General features: G+C 47.6%; 24 protein-coding genes, 2 pseudogenes and 1 other annotated feature. All 26 genes and pseudogenes read right to left on the bottom strand.

Annotated features, from left to right (window positions below):
* Nucleotides 1–47: 47 nt before the first annotated feature.
* The gene (locus L6442_RS08685; RefSeq protein ID WP_194235204.1) at nt 48–1,334 is read right to left on the bottom strand and encodes a homoserine dehydrogenase; all 1,287 of its coding nucleotides are present in this window, start codon (nt 1,332–1,334) and stop codon (nt 48–50) included.
* Nucleotides 1,335–1,394: 60 nt separating this feature from the next.
* Nucleotides 1,395–1,832 (bottom strand): ACT domain-containing protein, encoded by a 438-nt coding sequence (locus tag L6442_RS08680; RefSeq protein ID WP_212980029.1) that lies wholly within the window; start codon nt 1,830–1,832, stop codon nt 1,395–1,397.
* A 340-nt stretch (nt 1,833–2,172) separates the two neighbouring features.
* A complete protein-coding gene (gene obgE, locus L6442_RS08675; protein WP_212980030.1) occupies nt 2,173–3,486 on the bottom strand; it encodes a GTPase ObgE in 1,314 nt (437 codons plus the stop codon).
* 13 nt (nt 3,487–3,499) lie between these two features.
* Nucleotides 3,500–4,237, bottom strand: coding sequence for a Spo0B domain-containing protein (locus tag L6442_RS08670; RefSeq protein ID WP_194235207.1), 738 nt, complete (start codon nt 4,235–4,237; stop codon nt 3,500–3,502).
* Between the two features lie 450 nt (nt 4,238–4,687).
* Complete coding sequence (gene rpmA, locus L6442_RS08665) at nt 4,688–4,999, bottom strand: 50S ribosomal protein L27 (protein WP_194235208.1); 312 nt, start codon at nt 4,997–4,999, stop codon at nt 4,688–4,690.
* A gap of 17 nt (nt 5,000–5,016) precedes the next feature.
* Nucleotides 5,017–5,349, bottom strand: coding sequence for a ribosomal-processing cysteine protease Prp (locus L6442_RS08660; RefSeq protein WP_212980031.1), 333 nt, complete (start codon nt 5,347–5,349; stop codon nt 5,017–5,019).
* A gap of 13 nt (nt 5,350–5,362) precedes the next feature.
* Complete coding sequence (gene rplU / locus L6442_RS08655; protein ID WP_194235210.1) at nt 5,363–5,674, bottom strand: 50S ribosomal protein L21; 312 nt, start codon at nt 5,672–5,674, stop codon at nt 5,363–5,365.
* A 13-nt stretch (nt 5,675–5,687) separates the two neighbouring features.
* Nucleotides 5,688–5,768 (bottom strand) — a sequence feature (ribosomal protein L21 leader region).
* Nucleotides 5,769–5,825: 57 nt separating this feature from the next.
* Nucleotides 5,826–7,070, bottom strand: coding sequence for an Rne/Rng family ribonuclease (locus L6442_RS08650; protein ID WP_212980032.1), 1,245 nt, complete (start codon nt 7,068–7,070; stop codon nt 5,826–5,828).
* A gap of 507 nt (nt 7,071–7,577) precedes the next feature.
* The gene (locus L6442_RS08645; RefSeq protein ID WP_194235212.1) at nt 7,578–8,438 is read right to left on the bottom strand and encodes a M50 family metallopeptidase; all 861 of its coding nucleotides are present in this window, start codon (nt 8,436–8,438) and stop codon (nt 7,578–7,580) included.
* On the bottom strand, nt 8,431–9,264 hold the full coding sequence (locus L6442_RS08640; protein ID WP_212980033.1) for a M23 family metallopeptidase: 834 nt from the start codon (nt 9,262–9,264) through the stop codon (nt 8,431–8,433). The genes L6442_RS08645 and L6442_RS08640 overlap by 8 nt, the downstream gene beginning before the upstream one ends.
* 288 nt (nt 9,265–9,552) lie before the next feature.
* The gene (locus L6442_RS08635) at nt 9,553–10,251 is read right to left on the bottom strand and encodes an ABC transporter permease (protein ID WP_194235214.1); all 699 of its coding nucleotides are present in this window, start codon (nt 10,249–10,251) and stop codon (nt 9,553–9,555) included.
* Between the two features lie 13 nt (nt 10,252–10,264).
* Complete coding sequence (locus L6442_RS08630; protein WP_212980083.1) at nt 10,265–11,167, bottom strand: glycine betaine ABC transporter substrate-binding protein; 903 nt, start codon at nt 11,165–11,167, stop codon at nt 10,265–10,267.
* Between the two features lie 44 nt (nt 11,168–11,211).
* Complete coding sequence (locus tag L6442_RS08625; RefSeq protein ID WP_212980034.1) at nt 11,212–11,871, bottom strand: ABC transporter permease; 660 nt, start codon at nt 11,869–11,871, stop codon at nt 11,212–11,214.
* 1 nt (nt 11,872) lies between these two features.
* Nucleotides 11,873–13,036, bottom strand: coding sequence for an ABC transporter ATP-binding protein (locus L6442_RS08620; RefSeq protein ID WP_212980035.1), 1,164 nt, complete (start codon nt 13,034–13,036; stop codon nt 11,873–11,875).
* A 391-nt stretch (nt 13,037–13,427) separates the two neighbouring features.
* On the bottom strand, nt 13,428–13,943 hold the full coding sequence (locus L6442_RS08615) for a DUF2179 domain-containing protein (RefSeq protein ID WP_194235217.1): 516 nt from the start codon (nt 13,941–13,943) through the stop codon (nt 13,428–13,430).
* A 318-nt stretch (nt 13,944–14,261) separates the two neighbouring features.
* Nucleotides 14,262–15,056, bottom strand: a complete 795-nt coding sequence (minD, locus tag L6442_RS08610; protein ID WP_194235218.1) for a septum site-determining protein MinD — start codon at nt 15,054–15,056, stop codon at nt 14,262–14,264.
* A gap of 3 nt (nt 15,057–15,059) precedes the next feature.
* On the bottom strand, nt 15,060–15,716 hold the full coding sequence (gene minC, locus L6442_RS08605; RefSeq protein WP_194235219.1) for a septum site-determining protein MinC: 657 nt from the start codon (nt 15,714–15,716) through the stop codon (nt 15,060–15,062).
* 78 nt (nt 15,717–15,794) lie between these two features.
* Nucleotides 15,795–16,325, bottom strand: coding sequence for a rod shape-determining protein MreD (gene mreD / locus L6442_RS08600; protein ID WP_194235220.1), 531 nt, complete (start codon nt 16,323–16,325; stop codon nt 15,795–15,797).
* Nucleotides 16,326–17,198, bottom strand: coding sequence for a rod shape-determining protein MreC (gene mreC, locus L6442_RS08595; protein WP_212980036.1), 873 nt, complete (start codon nt 17,196–17,198; stop codon nt 16,326–16,328). It abuts the gene before it with no gap.
* Nucleotides 17,199–17,260: 62 nt separating this feature from the next.
* Nucleotides 17,261–18,295 carry a rod shape-determining protein gene (locus L6442_RS08590; RefSeq protein WP_194235222.1) on the bottom strand — a complete coding sequence of 345 codons (1,035 nt, stop codon included), beginning with the start codon at nt 18,293–18,295 and terminating at the stop codon, nt 17,261–17,263.
* 39 nt (nt 18,296–18,334) lie between these two features.
* On the bottom strand, nt 18,335–19,024 hold the full coding sequence (gene radC, locus L6442_RS08585; RefSeq protein ID WP_272880324.1) for a RadC family protein: 690 nt from the start codon (nt 19,022–19,024) through the stop codon (nt 18,335–18,337).
* A gap of 60 nt (nt 19,025–19,084) precedes the next feature.
* Nucleotides 19,085–19,222, bottom strand: a pseudogene (locus L6442_RS08580) (Maf family protein); the annotation flags it as partial.
* Between the two features lie 647 nt (nt 19,223–19,869).
* Nucleotides 19,870–21,015, bottom strand: a pseudogene (locus L6442_RS08575) (recombinase family protein); the annotation flags it as partial.
* A gap of 39 nt (nt 21,016–21,054) precedes the next feature.
* Nucleotides 21,055–21,297 carry a hypothetical protein gene (locus L6442_RS08570; protein ID WP_210088616.1) on the bottom strand — a complete coding sequence of 81 codons (243 nt, stop codon included), beginning with the start codon at nt 21,295–21,297 and terminating at the stop codon, nt 21,055–21,057.
* A 343-nt stretch (nt 21,298–21,640) separates the two neighbouring features.
* Nucleotides 21,641–23,071, bottom strand: coding sequence for a DNA primase family protein (locus L6442_RS08565; protein WP_212980038.1), 1,431 nt, complete (start codon nt 23,069–23,071; stop codon nt 21,641–21,643).
* A gap of 162 nt (nt 23,072–23,233) precedes the next feature.
* Complete coding sequence (locus L6442_RS08560; RefSeq protein WP_120463182.1) at nt 23,234–23,947, bottom strand: hypothetical protein; 714 nt, start codon at nt 23,945–23,947, stop codon at nt 23,234–23,236.

Below are 23,947 nucleotides of genomic sequence, written 5' to 3'. Positions count from 1 at the left end.
TTGGGAATCCTTTATATAAAAACGGGTAAACGTAATAAAACGGATAATTACCCCTCCACACGGTAGACGCTTTTGATCTTGCGAATAACTTCAAGCCCTTCAAAATGCTGCAGCACCTTGTCCATGCTCGCTTTGCTCGCATGATGCGTAACGATAATAATTTCCGCTTCCGGGTTCAGTTCATTCGGCTGCTGCACAACGGATTCCAGGCTGACCCCGAACTCCGCAAATACTTGAGTGATTTTGGCAAGCACGCCGGCCTTGTCGTCCACATGCAGCAAAATGAAATTTTTAAAAGCGATTTGTTCGTCACTCTTCAGCTTTTTCGGTTTATAAGGAACGATAGCCTTCAAACCGTTGACGCCAAGCTTCAAGTTTTTGATCACCGCGACCAAATCAGCAACGACCGAAGTTGCCGTTGGCATTTCGCCGGCGCCCGCACCGTAAAACATCGTTTCACCCACTGCTTCTCCGTACACGTAAACCGCATTAAACACGCCGTTGACGGAGGCAATTGGATGTCCCTTGCGCACCATCGTTGGCTGAACGCTGATGCTCACATGATCATCTTCCCGGTCAGCGATGCCGAGCAGCTTCATTTCATACCCCAAACGTTTCGCATACATAATATCTTCTTTCGAAACCTGGGAAATTCCGCGCACGCTGACATCTTTCAGCTCCACATTGGTGCGGAAGCCCAGCGTTCCGAGAATGGCCATTTTGCGGGCTGCATCCAAACCTTCCACATCCGAGGTCGGATCCGCTTCCGCATATCCCAGCTTTTGCGCTTCTTCAAGCACTGCCTCGTAGGATACGCCTTCCTGGCTCATTTTCGTCAAAATATAATTGGTTGTCCCGTTGACGATGCCCATAATTTTCAAAATACGGTCGGATGAAAAACCTTCGATCAAAGTACGTATAATTGGAATGCCGCCGGCAACGCTGGCTTCGTAGAACACGTCACACTGCTTTTCCTGGGCTTTGGCCAAAATCTCCGAGCCGTGCAAGGCCATCAGGTCCTTGTTGGCGGTGACGATATGCTTCCCACGCTCCAGCGCCTCCAGAATATATGCTTTGGTATGTTCGATACCGCCCATAACCTCAACAATCACATCAATCTCGGGATCACGGATCACTTCCCATGGATCCTCCGTCAACTTCCCTTTATCCACCTCTATACTGCGGGATTTATCACTGTTTTTCACGGCGATTTTCTCAATGATGATCGGAGAGCCGACCTGACTGCTCAAATCCTCCTGATGACCTTCCACAATTCTAACGACACCCGTTCCTACGGTGCCAAGCCCCAATAATCCTACTTTTACCGGTTTCATTCCCTTTCCTACCTCCTGTTTCCTGCATCCATTTCGTTTTGTTTTCTCTTATTCCAAAAACTAGCCCTGGCCGATGAGATTAGCGCGTTTAACGCCGGCACAGCCGCGAAGGCTTTCCAGCATATCTCCCAGCTCTTCATTCAAACGGGAAACCTCTACTGATATGACCACGTTTGCCACGCCCTGCAGCGGGATACTCTGGTGAATCGTCAGCACGTTTCCGCCAAAGCCGGCAACGAGACTTAATACTTTGGACAACATGCCTGAGCGGTGCTCCATGTCGATGGAAATCGTAACGATCCGCTCCCTTTCGAGCTGGTTGATTAGATGAATGCCGTCTTTGTATTTGTAAAAAGCGCTGCGGCTCATCCCAACCTGCTCCACAGCCTCATGCACCGTCTTCGCGTCACCGGTCGCAAGCAGCTGCTTTACCTGCATCGTTTTGACCACGGCTTCAGGCAAAATATCCTCACGGACCAAATAATAGCGTTCTTTCACGAACGTCCTCTCCTCAAAGACTCATGTTTTCATATAGTGGACATTATAAAGAAATGTGTCCCTGTGGTCAATAGTTATTGCCCCTTTTTATCCGGAAGAAAAGAGAAACGCCCGCTTTGGGAATCCTCTTTTCTATGTATTAAAATTACCCTACAAAGAGTATCGGAAAGAAGTCCGACGCCTCTCACAGAGGGGCGCTTTTGCGGAGCAAAAGTACTGAGTATCGTGTAGCCTTTGAAGCTTATTCCGTTTACTTTGCGGGGACCCCGGAAGTTTATATGATATGAAAAAAAGCCGTTCAGGCACATTTCTGTGCACCGCAAACGGCTTTTCATTTCTTTTAATAATAACTGCTGCTTTCCACGAATTCAAACTCAAAATCGGCGATCCGGACGATCGTCCCTTCCACCGCCCCGCGTTTGCGAAGTTCGTCGTCAATGCCCATGTGGCGCATCGTGCGGGCAAGCTTCATGATGGCTTCGTGGGAATTCATTTGAAGTCTCTTCAGCATCCGTTCGATCTTGGCGCTGTGCACCACAAACGCTTCATTGTCGCGCGTAATCGTAAACGAATCCTCTTCCTCTTTCTTATCGAGCTTATACACTTTTCTTTCCGCCGTTTCGGCCACTTCCTCAACGTGAACCTCCTGCGGAATCGAATCGAGTATGTCTGCCGCCCGATAAAGCAGCTCCTGAATCCCTTGACGGGTAAGCGAAGAAATCGGCATGATTTCGATGTCAGGTCTTACGGCTGCCACCTGTCCCCGGAACATCTCCAGATGCTCTTCGGCCTCAGGCATGTCCATTTTGTTCGCCGCCACAATTTGCGGCCGCTCGGCAAGAGCCTCGTTATACAGCTTCAGCTCCTGATTGATCTTCTCCCAGTCTTCGAACGGATCGCGGCCTTCCGACCCGGCCATATCCACCACATGGATGATGATCCGCGTCCGTTCCACATGGCGCAAAAACTCATGCCCCAAACCCACGCCTTCATGCGCGCCTTCGATCAGTCCTGGCAAATCGGCCATGACGAAGCTGCGGCCGTCTCCCACTTCAACCATTCCGAGATTCGGGGTAATCGTTGTAAAATGGTATGCGCCGATTTTCGGCTGAGCAGCCGAAACGACGGACAGCAGCGTGGATTTGCCGACGCTTGGAAATCCGACAAGCCCGACATCTGCCATGACCTTAAGTTCCATGACAACGTATCGCTCTTCGCCTTCTTCGCCATGCTCGGCCAGCTCCGGAGCCGGATTGTTAGGCGTCGCAAAACGGATGTTGCCGCGTCCGCCGCGTCCGCCGCGCGCTACGACAACCTGCTGTCCATGCCGAACCATGTCCGCCAATACCTCGCCCGTATCATCATCGATCAGAACGGTTCCCGGCGGGATCCGCACGATCATATTTTCTGCGTTGGCGCCTTGCTGGCTTTTATTCCGCCCTTTTTCCCCGCGTTTAGCCTTGAAGTGGCGCTGGTAACGGAAATCCATCAGTGTACGCAGGCCTTCGTCAACGCGAAAAATCACGTCGCCTCCTTTGCCGCCGTCGCCGCCGGCAGGTCCGCCTTCAGGTACGTATTTCTCCCGGCGGAAGGCAACAAGCCCATCGCCGCCGTCGCCTCCCTTGACGTAAATTTTCGCTTTATCTACAAACATGACTTCACCTTCCTCATAACTCACACGGCACGTGCAATTCAAATGAAGCCTGGGAGGGATGAAGCTGCTCCGCTTTCATTTTTTTGCCTTGTACCACATTATAAATTTGCTCCTTAAGCAGTTCCGGGTCCCCCACCGCGCCTTCTACCTCAAAGCATACGATAATTTCAGGACCGTTCTGCCGCAGGCCGAGCAGCAGCTTACGCGTTTCTCCACACGAAACTTTGCCGCTGTATTGATAAGCGCGAATCGTCTGCATGATCACCGTCGCCAAATCGGCGCCGTCCCGGGGACTCAGCTTATCAAGCTGCATGTCCTGATCCACGGCGATCTCAAGCTCAAGATTGCTGCCATTTGTCCGGAACGACTGCAAAAAGAACACTAAAGACGGAATCCCCAGCTTCGAAATTTTGCTTTCCTGATTCATCCGCTCTTTTATTCTTTCCACGCACTCGACAGCTTTATCAATTTTCCCTAGCCGGATATAACCATACAAGATCTGGAGATCGTTCATCCAATCATGGCGGTGATGATTCAGCGTCCGAATCGCTGCCTCCTCAAAGCTGCGCAGCAGGATTTGCTTCTCATGTTCTTGCCTGCGGCTGATCACCACATATCCTCCCGCCAGCACTGCGGCTACCCACAACGCCAGCACGATGCTCCAAATCAAAGACTTGTCCTGAATGACAAAATACAAAGGTACTCCAAGAGATACAACGAATACAGCCAATATGCTTTTCCAGGATTTCAATGGCCTCTCCCCGTTCCTGATCACCGATCATCCTTACATCAATTACCAGTATAACACAGCAATCCTTCGTAGTTCATCCATCCGCTGCATAAAAACATATCCTACTTAATCCCTGCTGCTTATAAATGCCTAGAGAATGCCTAAGGGAGCCTAAAAAATCATCACTTTTTGTCCGGACAGCCTTTACTGGCAATTCCTGATCCTTCCATCCTCTGCCGGAACCGAAGAAACGCCTACGTCGTCCTTTTCGAGGACGGTAAGCGATTCTGCGATAAATATAAGATCAGAGTATACGCGCAGCTTATACTTTCTTAAGCAAGAAAAACAACCGCTAAATGCAGTTTACCTTCTTAGAGAGTACGTCAATTCTCTTAAGATTTTAAAAAAAGCCTCCGGCAAGCATTGCCGAAGGCTCTTCTCGTTAATTCAACCTGTGGTGCGGAAGACAACTTACGCTTCCACCGCTGCCGCTACAGGAGCGACTTCAACAGGGTAGACGCTAACTTTTTTGCGGTCGCGGCCCCAACGCTCGAATTTCACGACGCCGTCCACTTTTGCAAACAAAGTATCGTCTTTGCCGATTCCCACATTCGTACCAGGATGAATTTTAGTTCCGCGTTGGCGAACCAAAATGCTTCCGCCAGTAACGATTTGACCGTCAGCACGCTTCACGCCAAGGCGCTTCGCTTCACTGTCACGTCCGTTTTTTGTGGAACCAACACCCTTTTTCGATGCGAACAATTGAAGGTTCAATTTTAACATGTTGTCGACCTCCTTACTTAGATGATAACTTCTTGTATTTGAATATACTTCCCGTATGATTCTGCGATCGAATTCAGCATTACAACCATGGACTCAAGCAGCAGCTGTTCCTGTCGGCCTCCGGCCTCCATCCCGTCACCAGGAAGATAGGCGCTTAAAAAGCCGTCATTCATTCTGCTATCCATTATCGTTCCGGTTAATGTTTCCAAGGAATTCACGGTTCCGACCGTGACCGTCGATACGCCGGCACACACAATGTCTTCGCCATGCTTCGCATAGTTCGCATGCCCCTTCACTTCAAATCCATGAATGCTGCCATCCTGCTTGCGTAAAATGCGCACTTTAATCAATCCGCGCACCTTCTTATGCTTGGATTTTTTCGATGGTTACTTTTGTGTAAGGTTGACGATGGCCTTGTTTCTTGTGGTAGTTCTTCTTAGGTTTGTATTTGTATACTACAACCTTTTGACCTTTGCCATGTCTCTCCACTTTTGCGGTTACGGATGCACCGGCAACAACCGGCGTACCAGCTACCAAACCTTTATCGCCGGATACGGCCAACACACGGTCGAAAGTTACGCTTTCGCCGTCGCCTGCATTCAGTTTTTCGATGTACAATACGTCGCCCTCTTGAACTTTGTATTGTTTACCGCCTGTTTCGATAATTGCGTACATTTGCTTGCACCTCCTCATGTCTCAGACTCGCCTGATCCAGGTGGCCGCCCGTAAGCTGCGCTTTTCAACCCGACCGGAGCGGTTACAGCATGTGACAAGCATGAATACCGGACACATACTCATAGATATTAACATACGACCAGCATCTTAGTCAATGGATGCCTATCAGATTTATTCTGCCTGTTCCATCGCACTGATCGCACGGCTTGGTGAACAGCATGGACGTATCGTCCCTCACCTTCTTGCGCGTCAATTCGAGAAGGCCCAGTTTGGTCCACCCGACGACATGGCTTTTCGTGCGGTCTTTGCTCATTCCGACTTCCAGCCTGTCCACCACTTCCTGGCGGTGCTGCTCCTGCTCCATGTCGATAAAGTCTACGATAATAATTCCGCCGACATCTTTCAGCCGAATGAGCCGGGCGATCTCCTCCGCTGCCTGAAGATTGGTTCGCGTCACCGTATCCTCCAAATTCTCCCCGCCGGTATATTTGCCGGTGTTTACGTCCACCACCGTAAGAGCTTCCGTCTGATCCCACACGATGGAACCGCCGCTTTCCAAAATGACTTTACGCGAGAAATCCCGCTCCAACTGCTCCTGCACCCCGTAGGCTTTGAAAATATGCTCATGCCCTTGATAGACGCTGACAGGCAGATGGCTGCCATGGGTAATTTCCTCCAGAAACAGTTCAGCCTCCTTGGCTTCCTTAGCGCCGTCGATTTTCAATTCATCATGATGCGGGTCAAACACATCGCGAATGAACCGCTGCACGATGCTTAGATCCCGATGCAATAGAGCAGGCGCCGCGCTCGATTCAGCCCGTTTCCGAATCAAATTCCACTGGTTGCGGAGCAAATCCAGATCGCCCGCGATAGCCTCCGGCTGCTCATCCTCGGAGACGGTCCTCAGGATCACGCCTTCTCCACCCTGCCGGATTTCTTCGCCGAGCATTTTCAGGCGGCTGCGCTCTTGCTCCTTGGTAACCTTCTTGGAGACCGCCACATAATCCGCATTAGGCATATACACGGCCCACCGGCCCGGAAGCGAATAATGCGTAGTTACGCGGGGGCCCTTGTTGCCAAGCGGTTCTTTCATCACCTGCACAATCACTTCCTGCCCAACACGCAGCAGCGATTCGATCGCCGGTTTCTCTTTCGGCTGTTTCTCCAGATTCGGATGCAGAACGTCGTCTACATATAAAAATGCATTTTTTTTATGACCGATATCCACAAAAGCCGCCTGCATGCCCGGAAGCACGTTGACGACACGTCCTTTATAAAAACTTCCTACGAGACTGTGGTTCTGGCTGCGTTCAGCTGCAAACTCCACAAGTTTGCCTTCCTCCAAGAGGGCCATCTGCGTCAGTTTCGGTTCACAATGAACAATCATTTGTTTCATGGCTTCACCCCTGCTAGAAGACATTTCCATCCCACCTCGCCATGAATTCTCTTTTAGAGGTTGTTCAAAAAGTCCGCTTTTGATAAGAAAAACGTCTATTGACGTACTATCACAGCAGACAGACCACCTTTAGCTGTAGTTTTTCTTGCGATATAGAATTTCATCAGCGTAGCTGATAACTTATAAATTCTATATCTAGCACGAAGTGAATCAGGAAGCAGGCCAGGGCATCGAATCTTGAATTCAGTCGGGCCTAAGCAGATGCTTACGAAGTATGTTTCCTTCGGAAACATTTCAGGTGCTCACGTACCCACTACAAGCAGATGCTTACGAAGTCGTTTTCTACGAAAACGTGTAGCTCCGCTCCTTTCGTCCCTAGCTTTATCCAACCTTCTCGGTGCTGAAAACCGGCCTTTTTGAACACGCACTGTTTAGTTCATAGCTCCTACATGGGATTATCCTCTGTTTCAATTTTTCGTTGTATGTGTAGACCCGCTCATGCCATAATCAGGTACGCGGGCGGTCTGTGGCAAAATAAGCCGAAATCAATCGCTGCTCGGGAAGCATGGCGATCAAGCCCCCCTGCTTGTTCAACACATAGATGACATGATACTTCTCCCTCTTAAATAGACGCAAAATACCCTCCAAATGTTTCGCCGGATCCGCAATGATTGGCTGGGCCAATGTTCCTATGCGGGCCGCTTCGCCATACTTTTTTTCCCTGTTCATCAGAAATCGGGTAAAACGGTAGGGAATATGGCGGTAATCCATCCAATTCGAATATAACAAAAAAATACCGATCATAAGAAGATTAAGCTGGATCCTGCCCTCGCCCAGCAGGAGGGAGGAAACCGAAAGTAAAACCATGCCGGCGCTGCCCGCCAGACTGATTCTCGAAGACCAAAGCAGGGTTTGGTGATAAGGAAACCATAAACTGGCTGCGGCCTGAAGGATTTTCCCCCCGTCCAAGGGAAGGATCGGGAGAAGGTTAAACGAAGCGATCATTCCGTTGCCATAAATGACATAAGCCAAAAAAGCGCCGTCCCCCCATCCGAGTTCACGAAACAGGAGCGCGGCGCCGATCATCACAACGTTTTGCAGCGGTCCGGCGATGGCGATCCCGATCTCCTTCCAGGCAGTGAGCTGCCCGTGATCTTCCATTTCAACTACTCCGCCGAACGGGAGGAGCTGAATCGAGCGGATGCGGACGCCGCACAGAAGCGCTGCCGCCAAATGGCCCAATTCGTGGATCAATACGATGGAAAACAGGACGATCAACTCCAGGAAATGCCCCGTCATGACGGAAAACAGCATCAAAATAACGAAAAAAGGATGCAGTGACAGCTTGATTCCCCGCATGTTAATCAATGGGAATCACTTCCGCCGGATCCACGTAATCACCGTCCTCTTTAACGGAGAAAAACAGAGTCGGCGTCTCTCCTTCCGGCGCAGGCTGCAACTGTCCGACCACATCGCCGCTTTCGACCCAATCATCTTTTTTCAAGCGGGTTTCGCCCAGATGGCCGTAAGATGCTATCAGCTTCCCGGTGTGCTGGATCGTGACGGTTATTCCGCTCTCAGCATCGCCGGTAACCGAAGTGACGCGTCCCGTTTCCATGCTTTTCACCTGAACCGGAGCATTCGAAACCTTGCGCGGGGCGATTTCCACGCCTTTCAAATTGACGGCAAATGCCTGAACGATATCGCCTTCGATAGGCGGATACAATGATTTGGATGCATTTACCTTCAGTGGAGAGTTCTGATTTTGCTTAAAAATCGGAATAAATGCCGGCGCTTTGCCAAAATGGGACTCATACCACGCCTCCACCGCCTGAAAATCCATTTCGCGATTCAACGACTGCATGACATACTCCTGGACTTTGGCGCTCCACGGCTGAGGAAACTTGAAGATCCCCCATATCGAAATAAAAAGAAGCGCGCTGAAAAACAAACGCCACATAAATCCGGAGACAAAACGCGTTCTATACCTGAACGGGCCGCGGCCTTTCGTATGCTCAGTCTTCCAAACTTTTTCCGGATCGGGCTCCGGTTCAATCGGATCGGGCAGCCTTCCCTTGTTCCATAATGGCGGATCTTGGATGGGCTGGGGCAGCGGTTTGACCGTTTCTTCGCGCAGCAAAAGATCCCTGATTCGCTCATCCCTGCGCTGCTTGATGGAGGATTTCGTATTCATCGCTTAATCCCCTTTCGAGGCTTGTTTTTAAGAGGTTGTTCAAAAAGTCCCCCAGTCCCTCGCTTCATCCAACTCAAGCGTTTTGAAAAAACGCACATCGGAAGCTAAGCTTCGGTGCTGAAAACCGGCCTTTTTGAACACGCACTTTATTTCATTTTATGAGGGGATGTCCCTGTTTTAGAACAAGCCTGCAGCTTTAGGGTAAGCATATGGTACGAAGAGAATCGGGTAACAAAGAACCCCTTCGCTAGGAAGGAGTTCCGTGAACATGAACGCGGCCTTAAAACCTCATCCTATATTCTGGGCATTCGTAGGGGAAGGGGCCGTACCGGACTTCCGTTTGGCCAGATCCATTTTGCGCTGCAGATACCCGAGCACGACATCGGCCACGATGGCAAGAAGGGCGGCCGGTATGGCGCCTGCAAAAATGCGCAGCGAGTTATTGCTGTTCAGGCCAGCATATATTTCCCGTCCAAGTCCGCCTCCGCCGACCAGCGGCGCAATGGTGACGACGCCGATCGCGATGACGGCCGCAATGCGCAGACCCGACATGATATAGGTCAAAGACAACGGAAAGCGGACTTTTACAAGCAATTGAAAAGCGCTCATGCCGATTCCTCTGCCGGATTCCAGATAACTTGGGCTGACCTGCTTTAGTCCGACGTAAGTATTGCGCGTAATAGGATTCAGCGAATACAGGAATAATCCCACCATCACCGTCTTCGTCCCGAGTCCCAGCCACAACATCAGAATGACCAGCATCGCGAGGCTGGGCACCACCTGAAGAATGTTGGTGATAAATAAAATGATTTTGGCCGCCCACTTGCTTCTGGAGCAAAGAATGCCAAGCGGCACTCCAACAACGACCGCCAGCCCCAAGCCGATGACCACCATCACAATATGCTGAATGAAATACTCCCACAACATCCCGCTGTTACGTGAAACATAGGACAGGAAGTCCATAAACGTCAAAGATTCATTTTGCATTCCTTACCCTCCTTTAGCTTTTCAAGAGGCCCTGCTCCTTCAAATATGCGACTGCAACCTCCCGCTCGCTTTTTTTCTCGATGTCCACCTGGTAATTGAGCGCAATCATCGTATCCGCATCCAGATGGCCGATTAAAGGGGCAATCGCTTCCTGGATTTCGGGATGCTTTTTCAGCAGGTCCGAACGAAGCACCGGGCTCGCATCATAAGGAGGGAAAAATTGCTTGTCATCCTGCAGCGTTTTTAAGTTATACGCCTTCAGCCGGGAGTCCGTCGAATAAGCCAGTACGATATCCACCTGTTTGTTCGCTACCGCGCTGTACACCAGGCTGATTTCCATCGGAAATACCTGGCCGAACTTGATGCCGTACGCTTTGGAAAATGCGGGATAACCATCCGTGCTTCTTTCCAGCCAGGTGGTATCCACGCCAAGCTTCATCGCATCCATATCCTTTTTCACATCGGTAATTTTGGTGTAACCTTTGGAGTCGGCAAGATCTTTCCGCACCGTAAACGCATAAGTATTTTCAAATCCGAGCGGATCCAGCCAGGAGAACTGGTAGTATTTCCGGAACCCCTCCTGCGCTTCCTTCAAAACCTGCTGACGGTCTTTGGAGCCGCTGATAGGAAAATGGTTATTAAAGATTTCACCTGTATATAAAGTAGCCATTTGAACATCGTTTCTTTTCATGGCATTGATGACCAACGAGCTTGACGCCAGATCCGGAATGATGCCCACATTAAGATTTGTACGGTCTTCAATGAGAGCTTTGTACATTTCGGCGATAATTTTTGATTCCGTATAGGTTTGAGTCCCGATGGTAACCTGGCTTTGAATCCCGCAAGCGGAAGTCAAACCGGCAAGCAGGATTGCACAGATCGGCATCAGCATCCATTTCAGCTTTATCAGTTTCATCACGCTTCCCTCGCTCCTTTCTTGGCCGCTTCTTCGGCTTTTGCTCATACGGCGGACTCCCGGGTCTGATGGTAACGTCTGCCGAGCCAGCCTTCAAGCAGCCCAAGCAAACCGTCGGCGATCAAAGCGAGCAAAATCGCTCCTATGCCCCCGATAAAAATCATTTCCGGTTTGTTGACGCCGAGTCCCGACACGATCAACTGGCCCAGGCCTCCAGCCCCGATCAGGGATGCAAGCGTCGCCCAGCTGATAATGTACACCGTCGTAATGCGGATTCCAGACATAATATAAGGAAGCGATAAGGGAAGCTGGATCTTGAGGATCGTCTGCGCCGTGCTGTACCCCATCCCTTGGGCAGAACTGAGCACACCCTTGTCAACCGAACGAAATCCGTCATAGGTATTCCGCAGAATCGGCATCAAGGAATACAGAAGCAGCGCCAGAATAGCCGGTTTCATTCCAATGCCAAGCAGCGGAATCAGGATCGCAAGGAGCGCCAGGCTCGGGACGGTTTGGAATAAATTAGCGATAAAAAAAACGGCGCTGTTGATCCAGCCGACCCGGTTGTACACCAGCAAAATACCGATCGGCACCGCGATGATCGTCCCCAGGATCACTGCTGAAAATGACAAAACGAGATGTTCCTGCAGCGCTTTGAGGATATCCGGATAACGTTCCGTGATAAAACTCCAGAATGCATTCATATCACTCATCCTCTCCGTTCAGCAGCGGAGGAACCATCGTTGGATACACTTCGGCCAAATGCTTGACCACACTGCCTCTTGTAATGAGCCCGAGGAACCGGTTGTTCTCGCCGATCACCGGCAGATTGCTTAGCTGATGTTTATCCATGATTTCGATCGCCTGCGGAAGCGTCGTTCCGGAAGTCACGGAAAAACGGACGGGATGCATGACGTCGGCAACGCTTTTGCCCTCTTCGCCGTATTGGTCAAGCACGCGATAGATCGACACCGCACCCTGCAGCTGACGGTTCCGGTCAACGATCAGCAGGGAATCGACCCGCTTCGTTTCCATCATTTTGATCGCTTCGGCAAGTCCTCTGTTCGGGAAGGCCGTCACCGGATTCGTAATCATCACTTCATCCACTAGCGGAATTTCATAGGTGCTTTCATTGCCATCTTGCAGACGTTTCGAACCGATGAAATTCCGTACAAATTCATTGGCCGGATGACGCAAAATCGAATCAGGTCTTCCTGCCTGCACAACCTCGCCGTCTTTCATCAGCACGATCGTATCCGCGATTTTAAGCGCTTCATCCATGTCATGCGTAACGAAAATGATCGTTTTGTGAAGTTCCTGCTGCAGCCGGATCAGTTCATCCTGAAGCTGCTCGCGGCTGATCGGATCAAGCGCGGAGAACGGTTCATCCATCAGAATAACATCGGGATCGGCTGCAAGCGCGCGCACGACGCCAACACGCTGCTGCTGGCCGCCGCTTAGCTCGGAAGGATAACGGGTGCCATAAATTTTATGGTCCAGATTGACCATGTCCAGCAGTTCGTTAACCTTTTTCTCGATTTTGTCATTGTCCCACTTTTTCAAACGCGGAACCACGCCTACGTTTTTGGAAATATTCATATGCGGGAACAATCCGACGCTTTGAATGACATAACCGATATTGCGCCGCAGTTCAACCGGATTCATGCCCGAGATATCTTTACCGTCGATAAGCACCTTGCCTGATGATGGCGTGTTAAGCGCGTTGATCAGCTTCATCGTCGTCGACTTGCCGCAGCCGCTCGGTCCGATCAGAACGGTAATCTCCCCTTTTTTGAATTCGAGATTAATGTCTTTCAACGCGTGAAAGCCATTATCATAGACCTTGTTCACATGATCAAGTACAATCATTCAATCGCCCCTTTGCAAACAGTATCCATATTATGCGGAGCATTTGGCAAATCATCCATCGGGGAACAAAAAGTGCTGAAGAAAAGGCGGAAGGTTAAAAACAAAAAGACGTGCAGCCTATTATGTAATTACTGGGGCCAAACGAAGCATGACGCTTTAAACGAAAAAAGAGGAATTGATAATGGGAGTGAAATGATTTCAAACGATGGAAAAAACAATCCAAATCGGCCCCGAAAAGTAGTGCTGCTGCTTCTAGCCCGAATGGACAAATGCAAAATGCGCAGGCAAAAAACGCTCCTTCTTTTTTGCAAGAAGGCCCGTCACCTGCACTCCCGCAAACAATATGTCTAATTTACTTACCCAATTTTGCAGAGGTTGAAACAAATTTTTATTATTTTTTTGTGCCGCGGGCCCAAAACCCGCCATGAAGCAGCACCGGCTCTGTAACGACAATAAAAGCTTTCGGGTCCAGCTTTAGGATGGTGTCATACAATTTTTTCTGGTTTTTTCGTTTGGCGAGCACTTCAAACACCAGCCGGTGTCCATCCCGGCCGCTTCCGATCCAGGAGGTCACACCGTACCCATTTTCCCGCAAAGAACTGGCCATGCTGCTTTCCGGATCATTGACGATCACCTTCATCGTAATGTATCCAAGGGCGATCCGCCCTTCGATCCAGGAGCCAACCAGCACGCCCAGACCGTAACCTACCGCGTAGACAATGAGACTGATCGGCTGATTGACATATTTAAGAACAATGCTGAGGCCAAGCACGTAAATCGTAATTTCAAACATGCTGAGTACTGCCGCAAAATATTTCTGCCCTTTTAAAGTCAGGATCATGCGCAGGGTAAAAAAAGAAACATAAACAATTTGTATGACAAAAATGGATGCCAGGATACCGAACATTCTTGTTCACTCCTTCTTCACGAGGGGGATTTATGCCAATTGCAGCTGTGCCGGGACAAAAAGTCCCGTACAATGTAACTTAACCTGATTTGAAGAGCGCTTATACATGATTGGCTGTTTTTTAACGGAAAAGTCATACAAAAATAACCCCACAAAGTGGAGCCTACGCTTCGTTGCTATTCCAAATACTTTGCGGGGACCCCAAAAAACTTAACCCCACAAAGCTCTATAATCAAAAAAACGCTCAGATGAGCGTCTTTTGATCGTAGAAACATGATTTGTGGCAGGAAACACGAACCTCCTGAGGAAGGCGAAGCATCAACCGATGCCAAACAATTTTTTGAATTTCGAAAACATGCCCTTTTTCTGATCCAGATGCATCAGAGGCACCGTGTCCCCAAGAATGCGGCGGGCAATGTTGCGGTAAGCGATGGCTGCTTTCGAATCGGGATTCATAACCGTCGGCTCGCCGCTGTTCGCCGCCTTGATGACATGCTCGTCATCAGGGACGATTCCGATCAAATCGATATTAAGTACTTGAAGCACGTCTTCAATATCCAGCATGTCTCCCGTTTTAACCATATTGGGACGAATGCGGTTGACAACCAGCTTCGGCGACTCGATGTCGGAGCTTTCCAACAGTCCGATAATCCGGTCCGCATCGCGAACGGCCGCATTTTCCGGCGTCGTTACGACAATCGCCTTGTCCGCGCCGGCAATCGCATTTTTGAAGCCTTGCTCAATCCCGGCCGGGCAGTCGATAATAACGTACTCATACTCTTTTTTCAGTTCCAAAATGATATCCCGAACCTGCTCAGGCGATACGGCGTTTTTATCCTTCGTTTGGGCAGCCGGCAGCATATACAGCTCATCGAAACGTTTGTCTTTTACAAGCGCCTGATTCAAGCGGCAGCGTCCTTCCGCAACGTCGCATAAATCATAGATGATTCGGTTCTCGAGCCCCATGACGACATCCAGATTGCGGAGGCCGATGTCCGTATCCACCAGACAGACCTTTTTGCCAAGCAGCGCAAGTGCAGTTCCGATATTAGCCGATGTGGTCGTTTTGCCTACACCGCCTTTACCGGAAGTAACGACAATAGCCTCTCCCATGTGCTACACCCCTTTAAACACGTTAAAATCAGGCCGCAAACGTACGATGTTGCTAATTTTGTCGATTCGCATGGCCCCATTTTGCAAAAAAGCGAATTCCATACTCGTTTCACGCATCTCCCATTCATCGGGCGGACGGCTGATTTGCTGCGCAATCCGCAGCTGCGTCGGAGCAAAATGAGATGCGGCGATGATCGCCTCCTCATTGCCTTTGGTCCCGGCATGCGCCATTCCCCTTAGCGCGCCCAGTATGTAAATATCACCCGTGCATAAAATACTGCCTCCCGGGTTGACGTCACCTAAAAAAAGTAAATCCCCATCATGGTTCAGCACCTGTCCGGATCGCACCATACCAGTCATGATCACATACGCGGGTGCCTGCTCAGGCTCCGAATCAGGAGATTCGACAGAGCGAATGAGCAAATTCCCTTTTTGTTTTAAAATGTCGAGTATGTCTTGCTTCTGTTCTGCCGTAATCTTTCTTGACCCCATTTTGACATCCACGTGAATGATGGGGCCGGTCAAAATATTTTGATGGCTGTGCTCCAGCTTGTAGCGGAGTTCACCGAGTAATTCCTCATATTCACATTCATCGTCAAGCAGGAATACCAGGCCATCTTTGATGCCCTTAATCGTAACATGATTCGATTTTACTGCCATGCCTGTCCCCCCTATCCTACTTACATTTCGTCTTCGGATGGCAAAGTTCCTGCCGAAAAAGAAAAATGGCGGTGTAGATTACGCCGCCTTCTCTTTTCTCTCCCGGCTTGCGATCTTCTCCAGCTGCTTGCGCAGAGGGACATAGATGATCAGACCGAACACAAAATGCAAAACAAGATTAGGCAAAATGTGATGCAGCAAATTCCAGTCATAGGTAACTTGCGTGAGGGAAAATAACCGGTAAATGGCATACAGCATGCTGTCGAACAGCAGGCTTCCTAAAATAACGACCGTCATCATCAATGGCATGGGCGCGCGGCGGACACGGAAAATAAATCCCATAATGTAAGTCGAGAACCCCATCACCAGCGAAAAAGGCCCGATCATCTCCCCGTAAAAAACAACGTCATGCAGCATGCCGAAAATAATGCCTAAAACAAGAGCCGTATGGCGATTATGATAAATAGAAACAAAAAGCAATACGATAAAGACCAAATTCGGCATCAGGACATTTTGCCATGAGCTTGGCAATATCCACGGAACGATGGTTCCTTCCATGATAAACAACAAAAACAGCAGCAGCAGCAGAACTTGCTTACGAATCGTCATTTACTTCGGCGCCTCCGGGGTAAATACGACGAACAGCAGCTTCCAATCCTGGAATTCCGCCTCCGGTTGAATCATTGCCGTTCGGGTTTTGCCGAATTTGCTTTCCTCCACGCTCTTAACTTTACCAATAATCAGGCCGCGCGGGTATTTGTCCGTATCCCCCAGCGAGACAATCATATCTCCCTTTTTGATTGGATCGTCCTCTTTGATCTGGTTCATCAAAAGCATCTTGCTTGCTTCGTCATAACTCTCCACAATGCCGAATGTCTGATGATTATCCATCGAAGTGGCGGCAATTCCGTTGGAATTCGGGTCTTTGGCATCCATCGAAGTAATCAGTTTGACGGTCGACGTAAAATTGCTGACATGGCTGACGACGCCGACCATGCCTTTTACCGAAATGACGGATTGTCCCACCTTGACCCCGTCCCGTTCCCCCAGGTCAATAACCAAAGATTGGTTGACCGGATCGGAGTTTACGCTGATCACCTGCGCTATATGATAGGAATAGTTATATTTCTGCATCTGAGCTTCTGTAAATTTTAGCGCTTCTTGGAGTTTTTTGTTCTCTTCTTCAATGAAATTATATGTTGCTTTCTCGCGCGTATACTGAGCAAGCGCAATTTTCAGGTTTTCGTTTTCCTCGTATATTTCTCGCATATTGCCGATATCTTTAAACAAGCCCGCTACGTAACCAGCGGGCTTATAAAATATATTCTGGACAAAACCGACAGTGTCCCTCATGAACTTCTCAGGCCACGATAACGATGCTCTTGGACCAAGCGTGAAACCCATCAGTGCGATAAACATAACAAGGGCGATCAAAATGACAAATAAGCGTTTGTTGCCAAGCAGCTTAAACAGTTTCAACACCCTCTAACTCTTCTGATTTCTCTCCCACAATCAGGGGTTGACGTTGACCCGCCAGTTCCGGCTTAACGCTTCGAGCGTACGGCCGAGCTGCTGCGGGATTTAAACAAATGAATATTTTCGAGCGCCTTGCCGGTACCGATTGCGACGCAATCCAGCGGATTTTCGGCCACAATGACAGGCATGCCCGTTTCTTCGGCAAGCAGCTTGTCCAGGTTGCGCAGCAGAGCTCCGCCCCCTGTCAGCACGATGCCGCGGTCCATAATATCGGCGGCCAGCTCCGGAGGACATTTCTCAAGCGTAACCTTCACGGCTTCCACGATGGCGGTCACCGTATCGGATAGGGCTTCGCTGATTTCATCCGAAGTAATCGTAATCGTCTTAGGCAATCCGGTAACCAGGTCGCGTCCGCGGATTTCGCTCGTTTCCACTTTCTCCAGCGGCAGAGCGGAGCCGATTTCCATTTTCAGTTGTTCCGATGTTCTTTCGCCGATCATCAAATTGTATTGGCGTTTGATGTACTGGATGATCGATTCATCCATTTCATCGCCGGCAACGCGCACGGACCGGCTGGTTACAATGCCGCCAAGCGAAATCACGGCTACTTCCGTCGTACCTCCGCCGATATCCACCACCATGCTGCCTGTCGGTTCCCAAACCGGCAAATCGGCGCCGATGGCCGCCGCAAACGGTTCTTCGATGGTGTAGGCTTCGCGCGCGCCGGCTTGCTTCGTAGCGTCTTCGACCGCACGTTGTTCAACAGCCGTAATGCCGGATGGCACGCATACCATCACATTCGGATGGCGCTGGAACATCGAACGCTGTTTTTGAGCCTGGCGGATAAAATATTTAATCATTGTTGCCGTCGTGTCGAAATCGGCGATAACGCCGTCTTTCATTGGACGGATGGCACGGATGTTGCCCGGCGTGCGTCCGATCATTTTTTTGGCGGACTCGCCGACGGCCTCAATGCTTTTCGTATCCGTACGGATCGCAACAACAGAAGGTTCTCTTACAACAATACCTTTTCCCCGGACATAAACGAGCGTATTCGCTGTCCCCAAATCAATTCCCAAGTCTTTCGTGAAGCTCCCTAACATGCTGTAATCTCCCTTTCCTCGTCAATCTCAACTATTATATTACATCAAGCCTTGCTCCTTCAAACTTACGAACTCCCCATCGCCGATAATCAGGTGATCCAGCACCTCGATTCCTACGATTTCCCCTGCTTCTTTTAGGCGTAAAGTCATGGAAATATCCTCGTGGCTCGGCGTCGGATCTCCGCTCGGATGATTATGCGCACACACAATCGAAGCGCTGCTGCACTTGATGGCTGCGCGAAATACCTCGCGCGGATGGACGATAGAGGCGTTCAGACTGCCGATTGAAAGCGTCTCTTGAGCAATAATGTGATTTTTCGTATTTAAAAATAGACAAACAAAATGTTCCTTTTGCAAATAACGCAGTTGTTCCATAAGTACATCGGCCGCATCGCGCGGACTGCGGATGACGACCGGCTGATCCATCCGGGTACGGGCCAGCCGCTGCCCAAGCTCAATTCCAGCTCTGAGCTGCACGGCTTTGGCACTGCCGATTCCCTTGATGGCCATCATTTCCTCAGTACTCATGTCCACAAGCCGGCGCATGCTGCCAACCTGCTTCAAAATGCGCTGCGCAAGATGAATGGCAGACTCCTGCCGTGTTCCCGTCCGCAGCAAAATGGCTAGAAGCTCTGCGTCGCTTAAGGCGCCCGCCCCATACTGAAGCATGCGTTCCCGTGGTCGTTCCTGATGGGGGATGTCGCGCAACATGTACATTTGCGTCTCCATTTATTCCCCTTCTTTCCCTTCATTCAAATCTCAATTTCGCGTTTATTAAGAGGTTGTATACTATAAGACGTTGATCCCAAATTCCGGCAGCATGTCCGACAATAGCGAAACTGGCAAGCCCACAACGGTAAAATAACAACCCTCGATCCGTTCCACCAAAATGGCGCCGAGGCCTTGAATGCCGTATGCCCCGGCTTTGTAGTGAACGATGGTACTTTTAAGCCGACAGTATCATTGACGAGTTCCCCTCCATAAAAGTTTGACGCTAGAGTAGAAACTAATGTTTTGATTACCGCCCCCGCTTTATAAGTAACGGTGGCTTTAAAGCCGCCACCGTTACCATCAGGGTCATGATCCCCACCTTCGTACTGTAGCAATTTCTCAATATTGGCTTTCAAGTAAATTGTAGGTTCTCCGTTTTCGTTGACAATTATTTTATCAACCAACAAACCAAGATCCTTACGATCAAACATCTCTTTTCCGATAAGTTCATCAAGAACGCTCAAAGCAGTAACTGAACCTTCATGAAACCTCGAAGATTGCTTTTTGATTTCAGTTAAATCATCAATCTGCCTTTGAATATCTTTGATTAGCAAACGCTTCTCAGCTTCAATTTCTGCATATGTTTCTAAGATAATTTCCTCATCTTCGGGGCGTCGAGCAACTTCATTTATCCTCTGCTTCATTGTTACTTTCAGTTCATCAGAAAGTTGCTTTAGACTTGAATTTAGCCTCTGGAGGGATTTATCTAGATTGTCAGTTCTCTTCACCTGATCTTTCAATTTACCATCAAAACCACTAATTGCATCGCTTAGTTTTTCTCTGAGGACAACAAGGTGGGCTTTTATTGCAAGCAGCAATGTTCGATCTAAGATGTAATGTGTTGTACAAGCTATTTTACCTACTCTTCTGTACGTCCCGCATATGTAGGACTTATGTTTACCTTCCTTATTAAGTGCAACAAAACCGCGTCCGCAATCGGCACAAACAAGAAAGCCAGTGAATAGGTTTACATGCTTATGTCCCGAACCTCTATAATGCATGGTGAGACGTTTTTCAGCAATCTCCTGTGCAAGTTCGAAATCCTCTACACTTACCAGAGGTTCGTGATTATTTGCAAACACATAGTGCTGAGATGGATCGACCCTCAGAATTTTCCCGTTGATCTCAGCAAGCTTATATTTACCTTGTCGAAGTACTCCAATGTAAAAGTCATTTCTTACGATTCTTTGAACCATTCGCTGAACCCAAACATGTGTAACATCTTTTTTGTAAACTTTACCTTCAGCTTCCTTGTTTCTTTGGATAACCATTGATGGAGTAGGTACTTCGTTTTCAGTCAGGTAAATACAAATTTTTCTGTAGCCGTCACCTTGTAAATACATTTCGAAGATCTTCTTAACTACCCAAGCAGTCTCTTCATCAATAATTACTTTCTCTCGGTCAAGCGAATCTCTCTTGTAGCCGTAAGGGACTGCTGACAAATACTTGCCATCAATCATTTTTGTCTTGTTGTTATCTTTTATTTTGGTGCTTATATCTTTGACATACCTCTCATTATACCACGTTTTAATTCCAAGTATCGAGTCATCATCAACAAATGAGTCGTAGCTATCACTTATTAGAATTACTCGAACACCTAGCCTTTTCATATCTTCGAGAAACAGCAATGTATAAGCATTATGCCGCCCGATTCGTGATATGTCCTTTACCAAAAGTACTACTTGATACCCATTTTCAATTGCAAAATTAATATCTTCTAACATCCGATTAAAATCAGGTCTGTTGAATGAATATCCGCTGTAATTATCATCTTCGTACAAATACTTTTCAGAAATTTCTTTTCCAAAAACCTCTTTTGCATGATTTGCAATTATCTTCTTTTGGGCAATAATTGTAGCATAATTCTTTCTATCTTCATCGCGGCTAATACGTGTATAACCAATCAACAAACACTTATCTCCAGAATTTACAACCTTAAAATTAGTCATATTTGATACCCCATTTCTTATATTTTCATTGGATTTGGGTCATTGTACCTTGGTATCGAAAACTGGTTCAACATTGTTTTTGAGTGCATTTTGAAGCACTAATTTTTCAAGATCAACAAGGACATCATCAGTCCCAGAAACGAATGTGATTAGTTTATAGGACTTGAATTTTCTGGTCTTGAGATCTTCCTTGAGTTCCAAAAATTCCGCCGAATCCTTATCCTGCTCAGTCATCCAGACATACACCAACTTATTTGCATTATCCATCTTCACTTTAATCAAGATAATGCACCTCCAATGACCCGCAACACTGACATGTTGGAATACCAGACCTTGGAGAGGAAGGACTTTCTTGACTCGATTGACTTACTAATGACTACAGACATGTTTAACACTCCGTTTGCACGATATTTGGAGCGGTAACTCCATGCCTGCTTGTTAAGGACTCTTGAAAAATATCCGTAACACGAAATCAACTCAATTACAGGTAAAGATTAATTAGACTCAAATAAAAAAAGCACTCACTTCCTGACAAGAAACAGTCAGAGAAATAAGTGCTTCATAATTGAAATTCTACAAAATAGAGCTTTCCTCCTTAAGCTCGCAAGCGAGCTACTTCAAAAACTCACTCCGGATAATAAAAGTAAATCCCGAGCCCTTCGACATAATAATCACCGTTGATTTTCTTCTCGCGAACTTTAATGCCTTTCTCGATGAGAACTCTGCTGAACATCTCCCAAAACTTTGTTGAGCCTATGGACTTCACATTGTCCAAACCGTTATTTTCAGCCCATCTAGAAAAATCACGCTTGAAATCTGATCTTAAGGTCACTTCACCTTCATCCCAATATACCCGCGCATTGAAATACTCGGGAATTGGGTTTTGACTGACCTTATAATCCTCTAATGCTTTTTCACACACTTTACTCTCGGTCAAATTAAAGTTGTTTTCGATTAAACGAGCCAAACCTTTCATTGCAAAATTCAGTATGCCTGGTAATTCTGTCAGCAACTTATCGAGCAAAGACTTGTCCATGTAGCTTACCCCCTCAATAGGAGCTTCCCCTGCTCGCAACTCCCGATAAATTTTGTTGAACGGAATGATTTGAAGCCTGCGGAAATACCCATTCGTTAAGTCATTGGAATCCATCATACTGTTCAGCAACACAATCGTCTTTGCAAATAATCGTGTATTGAAAGAAGCCTTAAACTTCTGCTCGACGTTTACCGCATCTCCACCAGTTAAGATTTTAAAGTTCTGAGTATTGAACTTCCGATCAAATTCATTTTCGGTCGAAACGTTCACCAATTTTCCCGGAAGGTTCTGCATTCCAAAACGACCGCCTAAATCTTTCAACGAAACATTTGACACATTTCCGATTCCGATTAGGTGACGGATGACTTCTGATAATACACTCTTACCATTTGATCCTGAACCAATGAAGAAGAATGCCTTTTGAATCTTAATGTCCGGTATGAAGCAGTAACCCATTATTTCCTGAACAAGCATGATACGCTCCCTATCACCTTCAAAGATGTCGAATAGGAATTCTTCAAACTTCGGACACGATGCTGATCCGTCATATTCAATCGGAGTTTGAATGGTGGATAAGTAGCTTGGGTCATGATTAATAATTTCCATCGAATAAAGATTTAACATACCATTCGTTAAGTTTATAAGCCCCTTTTCGGGATTCATTTCTTCAACAAATGGTATCTCTCTCCTTAAAGCCTCGAAGTACTCACCCTCCCATTTCCGACACCAGATATCCGTTTTTGCTTCATGAATAATGCCGCGGCAGATTGCCTTTAACATCCTATCGTTCATTTCGATGTAATACCCCTTACTGCAATAGGTATAAATCTGCGCGTTACCTAGCTGAACGAGATGCATTCGACTTAATGTGTAAGTGGCAAAGGTATTTGCGTTCATTTCTAAATCTTTCTTTCCATAAGTTATTCCCCGTTCCTTAAGAGCCAGCCGCTCATCGAGCTGTTCTACAATTGGTGAAACACAGGATTTCATGACTTCAAGAGTTTGATATGATGCTGCCATTTTAAGCACACCTTTCTCGGGTTTGTATATCACTCTCCGAGACTCTTGAGCACTTTCCCAATTTTCGTCTCAACTCCTGCATAAAAAAAATGACCCTAATTTATTTTGGATGAATAAAAACAGTGTAGACCACCAAAGGTATTCTACACTGTAGTCAGGTTTTTATTTGGATGTTAAATGCAGTTCCCTCATGCTTTGTGCTTTCCTCTTCTTGCCTTCTTCTCTCTTTTTCAGTAGATGCTCCAGTAATGGACCATACTTATCTGCGTACTTCGGTATTACCTTCCATTCACCTTGAACTTTCTTGTCGATTGGGATGATCTGTTCAGTAATTGGAACAACATCTTCTCTATAACCTGATTTGTTCTTGGGCTTATTTCTCTTAAATTGAATCGATGGTGTGGGTAACTTGGCGTCTCCTTTTTCAAATGCTTTCAAATATAAGGAAACATAGCCACCTCTAGGATCATCATTAGCTTCAAAAAAACCAGCGTACTCATCCCTTAACATCAAGAACATAAACTCGTAATAGGTAAGATCAAACTTTTCATTTGCTTTTACTTTACGTTTTCCGATCTGATCTTTACTTATTCCCGTATACTTATCCAAACGAACATCAATGACAGGAACATCGTCAATATCTACATCAGAGATCAAGGTGATACCTACCTTTGTAGGACATGGTTCAGATTTCCTCACACCATCTGCGACATTACGCTTTGACTTAAATGATTGAAATCCGAGTAAAGTAACAAAATGTAGAGTATGAGACAATGAACATAAATTCTCTTTTCGACTCTTTGGCATATCCGCTATTATCTGATGACCGATTTCTAGAAATCTTGAATTATATTTTGTTTTCTTACCAGCACCCAT

Origin of the sequence: Paenibacillus azoreducens (assembly GCF_021654775.1) — a bacterium.
In the GTDB taxonomy this organism is placed as follows: domain Bacteria; phylum Bacillota; class Bacilli; order Paenibacillales; family Paenibacillaceae; genus Paenibacillus_AQ; species Paenibacillus_AQ azoreducens.
Note: the sequence above shows the minus strand (reverse complement) of the source record. Positions and strands in the feature narration are given on the sequence as shown.